This window comes from Thermobacillus sp. ZCTH02-B1, from assembly GCF_002159085.1.
In the GTDB taxonomy this organism is placed as follows: Bacteria; Bacillota; Bacilli; order Paenibacillales; family Paenibacillaceae; genus Thermobacillus.
In genome coordinates, this window is sequence record NZ_LZRU01000012.1 from 100,868 (window position 1) to 113,123 (window position 12,256).

General features: G+C 65.1%; 11 protein-coding genes and 1 other RNA gene. 1 reads left to right on the forward strand and 11 read right to left on the reverse strand.

Going from position 1 to position 12,256, the window contains the following annotated elements; genetic code table 11:
* Positions 1–86: 86 nt before the first annotated feature.
* From A9Z00_RS05375 to A9Z00_RS05390, 4 genes are all read right to left on the reverse strand, one after another.
* Positions 87–869 carry a lytic transglycosylase domain-containing protein gene (locus A9Z00_RS05375; RefSeq protein WP_296975139.1) on the reverse strand — a complete coding sequence of 261 codons (783 nt, stop codon included), beginning with the start codon at positions 867–869 and terminating at the stop codon, positions 87–89.
* Between the two features lie 132 nt (positions 870–1,001).
* A complete protein-coding gene (locus A9Z00_RS05380) occupies positions 1,002–1,487 on the reverse strand; it encodes a hypothetical protein (protein ID WP_296975140.1) in 486 nt (161 codons plus the stop codon).
* 4 nt (positions 1,488–1,491) lie between these two features.
* The gene (locus A9Z00_RS05385; protein WP_296975141.1) at positions 1,492–1,704 is read right to left on the reverse strand and encodes a DUF1540 domain-containing protein; all 213 of its coding nucleotides are present in this window, start codon (positions 1,702–1,704) and stop codon (positions 1,492–1,494) included.
* Positions 1,705–1,757: 53 nt separating this feature from the next.
* Positions 1,758–2,258, reverse strand: coding sequence for a YpuI family protein (locus A9Z00_RS05390; RefSeq protein WP_296975142.1), 501 nt, complete (start codon positions 2,256–2,258; stop codon positions 1,758–1,760).
* Positions 2,259–2,424: 166 nt separating this feature from the next.
* Between A9Z00_RS05390 and A9Z00_RS05395 the strand changes: the two genes are divergently transcribed.
* On the forward strand, positions 2,425–4,407 hold the full coding sequence (locus A9Z00_RS05395; RefSeq protein ID WP_296975143.1) for a S8 family peptidase: 1,983 nt from the start codon (positions 2,425–2,427) through the stop codon (positions 4,405–4,407).
* Between the two features lie 121 nt (positions 4,408–4,528).
* On the opposite strand, the gene rnpB is transcribed toward A9Z00_RS05395, so the two are convergent.
* From rnpB to A9Z00_RS05430, 7 genes are all read right to left on the reverse strand, one after another.
* Positions 4,529–4,937: RNase P RNA component class A (rnpB, locus tag A9Z00_RS05400), an RNA gene on the reverse strand.
* A 315-nt stretch (positions 4,938–5,252) separates the two neighbouring features.
* On the reverse strand, positions 5,253–6,368 hold the full coding sequence (locus A9Z00_RS05405) for a Nif3-like dinuclear metal center hexameric protein (protein WP_296975144.1): 1,116 nt from the start codon (positions 6,366–6,368) through the stop codon (positions 5,253–5,255).
* Positions 6,344–7,138 (reverse strand): tRNA (adenine(22)-N(1))-methyltransferase, encoded by a 795-nt coding sequence (locus tag A9Z00_RS05410; RefSeq protein ID WP_296975442.1) that lies wholly within the window; start codon positions 7,136–7,138, stop codon positions 6,344–6,346. Before A9Z00_RS05410 ends, A9Z00_RS05405 begins: the two co-directional genes overlap by 25 nt.
* Entirely contained in the window at positions 7,135–7,965 is an 831-nt protein-coding gene (locus A9Z00_RS05415; RefSeq protein WP_296975145.1) for a hypothetical protein, read from the reverse strand. Before A9Z00_RS05415 ends, A9Z00_RS05410 begins: the two co-directional genes overlap by 4 nt.
* A gap of 99 nt (positions 7,966–8,064) precedes the next feature.
* The gene (gene rpoD / locus A9Z00_RS05420) at positions 8,065–9,246 is read right to left on the reverse strand and encodes an RNA polymerase sigma factor RpoD (RefSeq protein ID WP_296975146.1); all 1,182 of its coding nucleotides are present in this window, start codon (positions 9,244–9,246) and stop codon (positions 8,065–8,067) included.
* Between the two features lie 18 nt (positions 9,247–9,264).
* Positions 9,265–11,124, reverse strand: a complete 1,860-nt coding sequence (dnaG, locus tag A9Z00_RS05425; protein ID WP_296975443.1) for a DNA primase — start codon at positions 11,122–11,124, stop codon at positions 9,265–9,267.
* Positions 11,125–11,397: 273 nt separating this feature from the next.
* On the reverse strand, positions 11,398–12,243 hold the full coding sequence (locus A9Z00_RS05430; RefSeq protein ID WP_483316272.1) for a pyruvate, water dikinase regulatory protein: 846 nt from the start codon (positions 12,241–12,243) through the stop codon (positions 11,398–11,400).
* Between the last annotated feature and the right edge of the window lie 13 nt (positions 12,244–12,256).

Genomic DNA, 12,256 nt, shown 5'->3' on the forward strand with positions numbered 1-12,256 from the left:
TGAGAAGCGGAAGCCGTCCCGCCGCGGAGACGTGCAAAAAAAGGAAAGACCCCTCTCGGAGTCGGTGCTTCCGCCGTGTGTGGATTTCAGGATGCGCCGCCGGCGGCCGCGCGATAGCGTTCGAACGCCTCGAGCACCCTGTCGACGTAGCGCTGCGTCTCATCGGGCAGAAGCGAGCGCTTCTCGTCGAACGCCTCGTCCGTCAGGATGCCGAGCCGGTCGACGCGGCCCGGTCCGGCGTTGTAGGCGGCGAGCGCCGCTTTCAGACTGCCGTTGTACTTGCCGATCAGCCAGGCAAGGTAGCGCGTGCCGCCCGCCACGTTCTGCGCGGGATCGAACGGATTGTCAACGCCAAGCGCCCGCGCCGTCGCGTCCATGAGCTGCATGAGCCCCTTCGCGCCGGCGCGCGAGACGGCGTAGGGATTGAAAGCCGATTCGATCCGGACGACCGCCTTCACGAGGGCGGGATCGACGCCGTATCGCTCGGCGGATTGCCGGATCAGGTCGTCATAACGGTCGGAATCTCCGCTCGAAGCCCCGGCGGATGCATGCTGCAGCTCCATGAGCAGCGGCAGGATAGGGCCCGAAGAAGGCGAACCGGTCCATCCGGCTTGGAGCACGGCAGCCAAACCGCCGCGAAACGCCGGGTATGTAGCGCCGTACAACGCCGGGAGTGCATGCCCGTGCGAACCGGTGCCGTAACCGCCGGCAGCCGGCGCCGCAGCGCCGCCTCCGGACAGCAGTTCGTCCAGCAGCGTCCCGAACAGCGATCCGGAACCCGATGATTCCGTCGAATTGGAATAAAACGGCGATGTGAGCTCCAGGCGCAGCAGCGCGCCGAGTACCCGCGGATCGATGCCGATGCCCATGGCGTCTCCTCCGTGCGCGAGCTTGTCTCACCCTACCATTGTACACCACTTTGCCCGGGGTTGCCAGAGGCTGTTCGGGCGCACGGCAAGCCGGCGGAACGCGCGAAGCGGACCGCCGGCTCGAGCCGCGCCTCACCACGCGGCCCGGATCGGGATGAGGACGAGCTGCGCCGCAGCCGCCGCGAGGCCGAGGATGACGGCCCCGGCGCCGAGACCGCGGGCGCCTTCGCGCATCACATAAAGCCCGAGCGCGGAGGCGGTCAGCCCGAGCGGCAGCGACCAGACGAACAGCGAGACGACGGCGACCGCGAATGCGATGATCCCGGCCGCCCGGCCCGTGCCGGAGGCCTTCATAGCCGCGGGACGTCCGCCCAGGCGCCCCGGCCCCGGAATCCCTGCGGCGTGGCCGGGGCGGCTGCTTGCGCGCGGACGCTCCTCCGGCCGCGATCCGCCGTCTCCGCCGTAGGCGGCAAGCTCCGGATTCAGGCCGGGAAAGGCCGAGCGGCGGGAAGCGGTATGCCGTTCCGCGCCGCCCGGCCTTTCGCGGAGCGGACCTTTCCTCCGCTCCGCATCCTGCCGCGTCTCGCCCGGAGCAGGCCCTGCAGCTCTGCGCCCCAAGACGTCAGCCTTCCTTCGGACGGAACGTGTGGCAGCACGTGGACGCCGAATCGGCCGCCGTCTCCCGGCGCCGCTCGTCGAAGCTTTCGGCGAATTCCGAACCGTAGTCGGCCCGGGCGCGGCGGTCGATGTCGACCATGATTTCCTCCGCCGAGCAGCGGTTGCCCTTCGCCCAAAACGCGCAGTTGCTGACGCTGCAGATGACGCCTTCCGGCATGCGACTCACCCCCGCTATCAAGTTGCCCTTCGCGGGAGCGCCGTATGCCTGCCTTATTTTTGCCCCTGCATCCGCCGCCGGATCAGATATTCGCTCTCGTAATAGGCGAGCTCTTCGCGCAGATCCTCGAAAATCTTGTTGATGCCGAGCACGATGTCCCGCGCCGCACGCACCGGCTTGATGCGGAACCGGATCGCGTCCTGTCCCGTGTACGCATACCGCCCGTCTTCCGAGTACCCTTCATGTTTCGGGTAAAAATAGGCGTTCACGCACTGGTGGTACGCCTCGTACAGCGCCCGCTCCGCGAAATCGACGTCGAATTGGGCGCGCCTGAGCGCAACTCCCAGCTTCTCGTAGACGACTTCCGAGAAGACGAGCAGGTGCCGGAGATCGGAGAGCAGCCCCTGGTAAAAGGCGACGGTTTCCGGCGGAGCGTCTTCCCCGGCCAGATCGCGCAGCGTATGCCCGTTGAGAAACGGCTCCAGCCGGTCGATCGCTTCCTTCAGTCTGGCCCGCGTCGATTCGGTCAATTGTCTCACGTTGTCGGACGGCATGTGCTGGACTCCTTTCGCTTTGCCCCGTTCTGGCTGACACAACCACATGTTAACACAAATCGCCGCTCCGCGTCATCGATGCGGCAGGGATCCGGCCGTATATTTTCGCGCTCCGGCCTCCAATCTATAAACGTTATCCGAGACGAACGAACGGAGGGAGCGGGACATGGGCGGCAGACCGAAATGGCTGCGCTGGTTGGTGCCGATGGCGGTGCTGGCCGCGCTGTTCGCCTTCCTGCCCTGGCTGGCGGGCGACCGGCCGGAAAGCGAAAGCGGCGGGGAGCGGACGTCATCCGGGGCGGACGCCGGGGAGGAGAGACGGTACAAGATGGCGGCCGTCCGGCGGGATGCCGAGATGACCGCGCAGCTCTGCACGCTGGAATGCTCGAAGGAATTCCGGGCGCTGCCGGCAGACGCGGACGGCGGACAGCTGCGCCGGCTGCTGGCGCATCACCCGCACATGGCCTATGTAAGGGTGCGCGCCCGCGGCGGCGGGACGACGGAGGCCGGCGAAATGCCGAAGGGCATCGCGGACTGGAACGCGCATCTCGCGAAAGCCGAGGCGGCGGCGAAGGTGGGCCGCACGTACGTGTCCGATCCCGTCCGGCGGAACGGCAGCCGCTACATCGTGCTGGCCGTGCCGTCGGCCGACGGCGCAGGCACGGTCAGCGGCATCATCCGGCAGGACATCGTCGATGAGGTCGAACAGCGCCAGTTCAAATATCTGCGGATCGTGCCATATCCTGCGGAAGGCCGGTACAAGATCGAATCGGCAAGGCCGAACTCGACGGAGGACATCACGGTCCGCACGGGCGAGGACAACGGCGCGGCGAGCCACTATCACGCCAACGAAGCGGTCGTCCGTTTCCGTGAAGCGCCGACGGAAGCCGAAATCGAGGCGATCTTGAAGGACATCGACGGCGTTTCGGTGCGGAGGGTGGGCTACGCCCACGTGTTCACCTCGCGCTCGATGGAAACGGAAGAGCTGATCGCCTATTTCCGCGAGCGCTGGAATCCGGTATACGTCGAGCCGCACTATCTGTATCTGGCGAACGGACTGCGCGGGAAGTTCCCGCGCGGAGCGGGCGGCAGGATGGATGCGCCGGACCGGATAACCGCGGCGGATGGCGATGGGACGAAGGCGCGGACGGCGGACGGCGTCCTGAAGGCACGGGCCGATGAAGACGCGGACGGCGGCGCGATCGTGCCGAACGACCAGTTCTACGGCCCCTACCAGTGGAACCTGCCCGCGATCGGGACGGAGCGCGGATGGGCGCTGTCGCGGGGAAGCGACGACGTCGTGATCGCGGTGCTCGACACGGGCGTTCAGCTCGACCACCCGGATCTCAGGGGCCGGATCGCGGAAGGCGTCAACCTCGTCGGAGAGGGCGATCCGGAAGACGACGTGGGCCACGGCACGCACGTCGCCGGCATCATCGCGGCCACCGTGAACAACGGGGAAGGCGTCGCCGGCCTGTCCTGGCGGGGCCGCATCATGCCCGTGAAGGTGCTCGACAGCACCGGTTCCGGCTCGGCCTATTCGGTCGCGGAAGGCATCATCTGGGCGACCGACCGGGGCGCCGATGTCATCAACATGAGCCTCGGCAACTATGCCTCCTCCGAATTCCTGCACGATGCGGTCAAATACGCGTATGACCATGGCGTCGTGCTCGTCGCGGCCAGCGGCAACGACAACACCGACCAGCCGGGCTATCCCGCGGCGTACCCCGAAGTGTTCGCGGTGGCCGCGACCGACGCCGCCGACAACCGGGCTCCCTATTCGAATTACGGGGACTATATCGACGCGGCGGCCCCGGGTGACGCAATCGCGAGCACCTACACGGGCAGCCGGTACGCCGCGCTGTCCGGCACCTCGATGGCGAGCCCGCACGCCGCCGCGCTAGCCGGCCTCATCAAGTCCGTCAACCCGGACCTGACGAACGAAGAGATCATGGACATCATGCGGAAGACGGCCGTCGACCTCGGCGACAAGGGATACGACATGTATTTCGGCTACGGGCGGATTGACGTCCGGCGCGCCCTGGAAGCGGCGGAGCAGACGGCGAACACGCTCGGCGGATTCCCCGTCCGCTTCGAACGGCGGATCGAGGCGCTCCGCCACCGGTTCGGCCTCGGGATGGCGGAATGACAGCGGTCTTGACCGTGGGCACGTTTGTCGGCAGAACGAACAAGAGCCTTCGGAACCGCCCAGGATTCCGAAGGCTCTTCGTTTCGAATCGTTCCGGCCGCCGCGCGGCCGGCAAACCGTTGCGGAAAGCCTGCCATAAGCCGGGTTCTGTACTTCCGGTGGTGTAACGGGAACGACCCTCCCACGATGGAAGCGACAATCATCTATCTAGGCTGCGCATTGCTGCGCAGCTCAAGCGACCAACCCGAACGCACCCCGGGCCAGGGTCGCGGCTTCGAGAGCCGCCGCGTTCTCTCGGTCTTGCTCCGGATGGGGTTTACCAGCGACGTTGTCACCAACGCCGCTCGTGGTCTCTTACACCACGGTTCCACCCTTGCCTGATCCGGCCTGAGGCCGGCCATCGGCGGTCCATTTCTGTGGCACTTTCCTTCGGCTCGCGCCGACTGGACGTTATCCAGCATCCTGCCCTGTGGAGCCCGGACTTTCCTCCCGCGGCCTTCAAGGCCGCCGGCGATTGTCTGTCAGACTTTCCGACGCATCCTCCAGTATACCGCGCCGCGGAAGAAAGCTCAACCGGCAAATGTTGTGCGGCGCGTACGGAATTTGCCGTTCATGGATCCGCCGATGCCTGCATTCGGCTGCGCACGTCGCATCGCTGTTTCGCGGTGGTTCTTCCACGGCTTTAACGGTACGACGTACCGTCAACTCGCAAATGCACCGACGCGCCGTAACGGTACGGCGTACCGCCCATGCGCGATCCGAAAGCAGCCGGCGGCTCCCCTCCGGAACTCCGGCCGCACACTGCTCCGGCCGCCATCGTCCCATACCGCCGCCGGACGCGCCGCCTACATCACCCGGAACGGATCGGTCGGCACCGACGACGGGATCACCTCAGTCAGATACCCGGCCGCCGCCAGCTCCGCCGCCAGCCGCTCGGCCGTCTTCGCCTTCATGATGTTCTCCGCGTTGTGCCCCGGATCGACGAGCGCCAGCCCGGCGGCCAGCGCGTCCTGCGCCGTGTGATAATCGATGTCGCCGGTGACGAACACGTCGACTCCGGCCCGGAGCGCGTGCCGCATGTAGCGCGAGCCGGAGCCGCCGAGCACCGCGGCCCGCCGGACGACCCGGTCCGGATCGCCGACGATGCGGACGAACGGCACGTCGAGCGCCTCCTTCACGCGAAGCGCGAACGCCTCCAGCGTCGCCGGCTCCTTCAGCCGCCCGAAGCGGCCGAGGCCGCTCGTCTTCCCCGGCAGAACCAGCGGGAAGATGTCGTAAGCCGGCTCCTCGTAGGGATGCGCCTCCAGCATCGCCCGCACGATCGGCTCTTGAAGCGACTCCGGCAAAATCGTCTCGATCCGGTACTCCTTCACCCGCTCCAGCTGGCCCTGCGTGCCGATGTGCGGGTTCGTCCCCTCGCCCGGACGGAACGTGCCGGTTCCCTCCACCTCGAAGCTGCAGCAGTCGTACCGGCCGATGTGGCCGGCGCCCGCCCGCCAGACCGCCTCCTGCACGGCCTGCCGGTGCGTCTCCGGCACGTAGACGACGAGCTTGAGCAGCGGATCGACGTGGACCGGCTCGAGGCAGCCTTCGCTCTCGATGCCGAGACACTCGGCCATCCAGTCGTTCATGCCGCCTTCCGCGACATCCAGGTTCGTGTGCGCCACGTAGACCGCGATGTCGTTTTTGATCAGCTTCTCGAACACGCGCCCCGCCGGCGTCGACGTATCGATCGCCTTGAGCGGATGATAGATGATCGCGTGGTGCGCGATGATGAGATCCGCCCCGGCCGCGATCGCCTCGTCGACGACGGCATCCGTCACGTCAAGCGCGACGAGCGCCTTCCGGATCTCCTTCCCCAGCGTGCCGACCTGCAGGCCGATCCGGTCGTTCTCGACCGCCAGATGCCTTGGCGCGAACCGCTCCATCAGCCCGATCACGAAATGCCCGCTTGCAAACATGCCATCACCTCCCCGATCAGTGCGATTTCTTCGCCCAGCTCCCGAAGCTTCCTCGCCGCTTCCGGCGAATCGGACCGTTCGATCTGCCGGCGGATGGTTTCCATCTTGTCGAGCTCCGAGCGCCATTTCCCGAAGAACCGTTCATCCGGCTGCCGGAGCAGCCACGGCCCCATGCGCAGCAGAAGCGCCCTCAGCCGTTCGGGCGGATGCTCGAGCCCGAGGAACGACGGGTCGTAGAGCGCCGCGTTCAGCCTGTCCGCGTCCTTCAGCCTCCGCGCCTCCAGCATTTCGTACCATCGGCCGTCCTCCTCCACGATCCGCTCGGATGCCAGATGCCAGCCGTGTTCCAGCAGCCAGCGCCTGACAAGGTCCTCGCCGACGTTCGGCTGGAGCACCAGCGTCCGCACGCCGCGAAGCTTGCCGGCCGCTTCCCCCGCGTCCAAAATGGAGGCGATCAGCGCGCCGCCCATGCCCGCGATGACGACGCAGTCGACCTCGCCCGGCGCGATGACGGCCAGTCCGTCTCCCTTGCGGACGGCCACGACGTCCGCAAGCCCGTCGGCCTCGATCCGGGCCATCGATTGCCGAAGCGGGCCGTCCCGGACTTCGCCGGCGACGGCGAACGGCGATTTGCCGGTCGATACGAGCCAAGCCGGCAACAGCGCGTGGTCCGAGCCGATATCCGCGACGCGCGCCCCCGGCGGCACCAGCTCCGCGACGGCCGACAACCTGGCGGACAGCGCCCGTCTCGCCGCGGCCGCCGCCTTCATGCCACCCACACCGTCCACTGCTTGCGCAGCGCGTAGAAGATCCCGCCGGCAATCGCGATCTTCGCGATGAGCGCAAGCTGAATCCAGTCCGGCTGACCCATCAGCACGGCGGCATACAGCTCCGGCATGAACCAGAGCGTCGCCGCCGCCCCGAGCAGCACGGCCGAAGACGGTTTCGACCATCGGTGGACAAACCAGCTGAACCAGCCGAAGACGAACGAGGCGGGCAGCCAGAACAGCTCCACCTCGTACCACTGCGGCTGGTCGCCGTCGGACGCGAGCAGCATCGCGTAGACGAGGAAAATGGCCAGCCATCCGCAATAATGAAGGAACGGGAACCGGGCCGCGATGCCGAACACGATCCAGAACAGCCCGCATCCGATCAGGAACAGCGACGTCCAGAGCGGCGTGTCCAGTCCGTGCAGACGCAGCATGGCGATGCCCGCAAGGAGCAGCGTCAGCATGCCGAGGCTGATCAGCGCAAGGCCGACGGCCTCGCTCCTGCGCCGCCGCCTGAGCCCGAAATAGAGCAGCAGCACGACGGCGAAGAGCGAAAGCGCCGTTTGCAATACGGGGTGGAAGACGCTAAAATAAAGGACAACAAGACAGACGACGGAAAATATGCCAAATGCAAGAAACCATTGTTTTCCGCTCGCGCTGTTCACGACGGAGACGGCGCGGACCGCCCATCCGGTGTCGGGGCGTCCGATTTCCTCGTCCGACTTGTACAGATTCATCAGGAAATCGCAATATTGATCCGGCAGCAGCCTGTTCTTCTGCCAGTAATCAATCTCACGGATGATCGTTCTGCGTCGCTCCTCGTTCATCCGGCACTCGTTCCTTTCCGGCAAGGCGCGCGGACACGCCTCTCCGTGGTGATAAAAGGGGACCTTCCTGCCGACGCAGTCAGGTCCCGTGCGTTCCCGTCACTCCAGGAAATCCTTCAGCCGCTTGCTGCGGCTCGGATGCCGCAATTTGCGCAGCGCCTTCGCCTCGATCTGGCGGATCCGCTCGCGCGTGACGCCGAACACCTTGCCGACTTCCTCGAGCGTGCGGGTGCGGCCGTCATCCAGACCGAAGCGCAGCCTGAGGACATTCTCCTCGCGTTCGGTCAGCGTATCGAGCACATCCTCGAGCTGCTCCTTCAGCAGTTCGTACGCCGCCGCGTCGGCCGGCGCCAGCGCCTCCTGGTCCTCGATGAAGTCGCCCAGATGCGAATCGTCCTCCTCGCCGATCGGCGTCTCGAGCGATACCGGCTCCTGCGCGATCTTCATGATTTCCCGGACCTTCTCCACGCTGAGATCCATCTCCGCCGCGATCTCCTCCGGCGTCGGTTCCCGGCCCAGTTCCTGAAGCAGTTGCCTCGATACCCGGATCAGCTTGTTGATCGTCTCGACCATGTGCACCGGGATGCGGATCGTCCGTGCCTGATCGGCGATCGCGCGCGTGATGGCCTGACGGATCCACCAGGTGGCGTACGTGCTGAACTTGAATCCCTTGCCGTGGTCGAACTTCTCGACCGCCTTGATGAGCCCCATGTTGCCTTCCTGGATCAGATCGAGGAACAGCATGCCGCGGCCGACGTAACGTTTCGCGATGCTGACGACGAGGCGGAGGTTTGCTTCCGCAAGCCGCCGCTTCGCTTCCTCGTCGCCCTGCTCGATCCGCTTCGCGAGCTCGATTTCCTCCTCGGCGGTGAGCAGCGGCACGCGTCCGATCTCCTTCAGATACATCCGGACGGGATCGTTGATCTTGATCCCCGGCGGCAGCGAGAGATCGTCGTCGAAGTTGAAGTCGTCGTCATGATGGTCGTGATGGTCGTGATGGTCGTGATGATCGCGATCGACGCCTCTCGCCGGAAGCGGACGGTGTTTCCGGTTGTCGCCATCGTCATCATCGTCGTCTTCGTTCGTCACTTCGATGCCGAGCTCTTCAAGCTGCTCGAAGAATTCGTCGATCTGCTCCGGCTCCTGGTCAAACGGGGCGAGCTTCTCCATGATTTCCTTGTAAGATAAGGACGAGCGTTTCTTGCCCGCTTCGATCAATTGCTGCTTGACGGCTTCCAGCTTTTGTTCCGCGTCCTGTTCCGTGTGGTGATCGTTCGTCATACTCCGACTCCCTCCTCCCTAGGACGGTCGCGTGGCCTTTCCTCTCAACTGTCTCTCCAGGTTGTGGATTTCGACGGCGATTCTGGCGGCCCGCAGCGCGTCGCCGGCCCGTTCGGCGCGTATCCGTTCTTCCACCCGTTCCTTCAACGCCGCAAGTCGCTGCCGTCTCAGCACTTCCTCCGCATAGGCTTCCAGGTTGTCGCTCGTGCAGGGCGGCACGGTCTCCATGCTCAGAATCGAGGCGGCAGTCCGTTCCAAACGTTCGTCCTGGAGGGTCGAGAAAAATCGGGTGACATCCGGCTCGTTGCCTTGTGCGTAGTAGGCATACAGATAAGCGGCAATCGCCGCATGGTCTTCCGCCTGGAAAGCGTCTCCCAGTTTGTCACGCACATATTCGGCCGCTTCCGCGTCGTGCATCATCCAGTACAACAACGTCCGTTCGACGTGATGACGTCCCGGCGGCTCCGGCACCCATCCTGCGGGCGGGGGAGCCGTCTCATTCCTACCATTATTCCACCGATTGCCCGACTTATCCCCGGGGATCGGTTTTTTTTGCGCGGCGGAGCGAATCCGGGCGCACTCCTGCCTCAGCGTCTCCAACGGAAAATCGAACTCCCGCGCGAGTTCCCTCAGGTAAAATTCCCTTTCGGCCGGCGAATCGAGACCGGCAATGACGCGCACCGCTTCGAGCACGTAATCCTTGCGTCCTTCTTCTTCCAGCATTTTATGGTTTTTGCGGAGAAATATTAGCCTGAATTTGACGGCGGACATCGGCTGTCCGATCATGTCGCGCACGAACGACTCCGGACCGTATTTCCCGATGTATTCGTCGGGATCCAGTCCGCCGGGCAGCAGAACGATTTTGACCGGCATGCCGGCGCTCTCGAAGATCGCCGCGGTCTTCAGCGCCGCCGCCTGCCCCGCGTCGTCGCCGTCATAGCAGATCACCGCTTCTTCGGCGACGCGACGGAGGATGGCCGCGTGTTCCTCCGTGAACGACGTGCCCATCGAGGCGACGCCGTTCCGCACGCCGGCATCCCACGCCCGGATGACGTCCATGTATCCCTCGAACAGGACAACCCTCCCCGATTTCCGGATTTCCGGCCGCGCTTCGTGGAAGTTGTAGAGCACGCGGCTTTTGTTGAACAGCACGGAATCCGGCGAATTGATATATTTCGGCTGTCCGTCATGCAGAATGCGGCCGGCGAACGCGATCGTCCTGCCGTCGCGGTCCCGGATCGGGAACATGATGCGGCCCCGGAACCGGTCGTAGTAGCCGGTGCCGTCGCTGCGCGCGGCTACCAACCCGCCCTTCTCCATGAGCCGCATATCGTAGCCCCTCTTCTCGAGAAAACCGGTCAGGAGATCCCCTCGCTCGGGCGCGATTCCGATCATGAACCGGTCGATCAGCTTGTCCGACATGCCCCGGCGCTTGAGATATTCCTTCGCTTCCTTGCCGTGCTCGGTATTCTGGAGCAGATAGTGGTAGAATTTCGCCGCGTATTCGTGCGCCTCGATCAGCTTCTGCCGTTCAAGCTGCGCGGGAGAAGGCTCCGCCGGAACGCCGGCGCCGCGGGGAAGCGGTATGCCCGCCTCCTCGGCCATGACGCGTACGGCTTCCGGAAACGTATAGCCTTCGAGCTCCATGCGAAACCGGATGACGTTGCCGCTCTTGCCGCAACCGTAACAGTGGAAGATGCCTTTCTCCGGAGTGACGGTGAACGATGGTGTTTTCTCGGAGTGAAACGGGCACAGACCCTTCAGATACTTGCCGCTCTTCGTCAGGTGAACGGTCCGACCGACCGTTTCGACGATGTCGTGTGCGCGCAGGACAGCCTGGATGACATCCTCCGGAATTCTGCCGCCGGCCATCCGCATCACCTTCACCCTGAATAACACGTATTAGTATTCTCTGCCTGTCACCATTATCCTGCATGTCTCGCAAATCTTTTGTCACCATTTGTTGAAATCGCGGCCGATCTTCAGGGTCTCCGTCCGGAACGCGGCTGTCGGGCGACGCGCCCGTTCGCTCCGCGCTCCTCGCGCGCCCGCATCTTACGTTCTTTTTCTTACTATAAAAAAGATATTCGTCGTCCGGACCGCTTTTCCTTCCGTATCGGATCCGACCGGACCGACCCGGCCGCGGGCCGTTCAGATCCACTGCCCGCCCGCTTTCCGGATATGCTCCATGATCAGGCTCGCCGTCTCTTCGACCGCGCGCCGGGATACGTCGATCACGAGGCAGCCGAGCCGCTCCATCACATCCCGCGCGTAGGCGAGTTCCCGCTCGATGCGCTCCGGTGCCGCATAGGGCGCGGTATCGGGAAGGCCGAGCGCCTTCAGCCGTTCCTTGCGGATCTGGTTGAGATCCTGCATGCCGATCGTCAGCCCGATGATCCGCCACCTGGGCACGCGCATGAGTTCGTCCGGCGGCTTCAGCTCCGGCACGAGCGGCACGTTCGCCACCTTGAACTTGCGGTGGGCGAGATACATCGAGAGCGGCGTCTTCGACGTCCGCGAGACGCCGATCAGCACGATGTCCGCCTTCAGGATGCCCGAAGGGTCCTTCGCGTCGTCGTGCTTGACGGCGAACTCGACCGCCTCCACCCGGCGGAAATAATCGTCGTCGAGCTGATGGTTCAGGCCGGGTTTGTATTCCGGCCGGACGCCGGTGCGCTCCTCGAGCGCATCCATCAGCGGGCCGAGCGCGTCGATCGCCTTGACGCCGTCCCGCTCCGCGTACCGCGCCATCGCCTCGCGCAGATGCGGCAGCACCAGCGTGTACAGGATGATCGCCCGCTCCTCCCGCGCCTCGGTGACGATGGCGGCCAGCTGCCGCCGGTCCTTTACGAACGGCCGGCGCCGGATCTCGGTCCGCGCGGTCTGGAACTGCGCGACCGCCGCGCGCACGACGGCCTCGCCCGTCTCGCCGGCCGAATCCGAAACGGCGTAAATCACGCACGGTCGATCCGATCCATCCATCCGGAAACCGTCCATGCCGCGCACCCGC

Coding starts and splice junctions, on each gene's coding strand:
- A9Z00_RS05375 (WP_296975139.1), bottom strand. CDS start 869: ATGGGCATCGGCATCGATCCGCGGGTACTCGGCGCGCTGCTGCGCCTG.
- A9Z00_RS05385 (WP_296975141.1), bottom strand. CDS start 1,704: ATGCCGGAAGGCGTCATCTGCAGCGTCAGCAACTGCGCGTTTTGGGCG.
- A9Z00_RS05390 (WP_296975142.1), bottom strand. CDS start 2,258: ATGCCGTCCGACAACGTGAGACAATTGACCGAATCGACGCGGGCCAGA.
- A9Z00_RS05395 (WP_296975143.1), top strand. CDS start 2,425: ATGGGCGGCAGACCGAAATGGCTGCGCTGGTTGGTGCCGATGGCGGTG.
- A9Z00_RS05405 (WP_296975144.1), bottom strand. CDS start 6,368: ATGTTTGCAAGCGGGCATTTCGTGATCGGGCTGATGGAGCGGTTCGCG.
- A9Z00_RS05410 (WP_296975442.1), bottom strand. CDS start 7,138: ATGAAGGCGGCGGCCGCGGCGAGACGGGCGCTGTCCGCCAGGTTGTCG.
- A9Z00_RS05415 (WP_296975145.1), bottom strand. CDS start 7,965: ATGAACGAGGAGCGACGCAGAACGATCATCCGTGAGATTGATTACTGG.
- rpoD (WP_296975146.1), bottom strand. CDS start 9,246: ATGACGAACGATCACCACACGGAACAGGACGCGGAACAAAAGCTGGAA.
- dnaG (WP_296975443.1), bottom strand. CDS start 11,124: ATGCGGATGGCCGGCGGCAGAATTCCGGAGGATGTCATCCAGGCTGTC.
- A9Z00_RS05430 (WP_483316272.1), bottom strand. CDS start 12,243: ATGGACGGTTTCCGGATGGATGGATCGGATCGACCGTGCGTGATTTAC.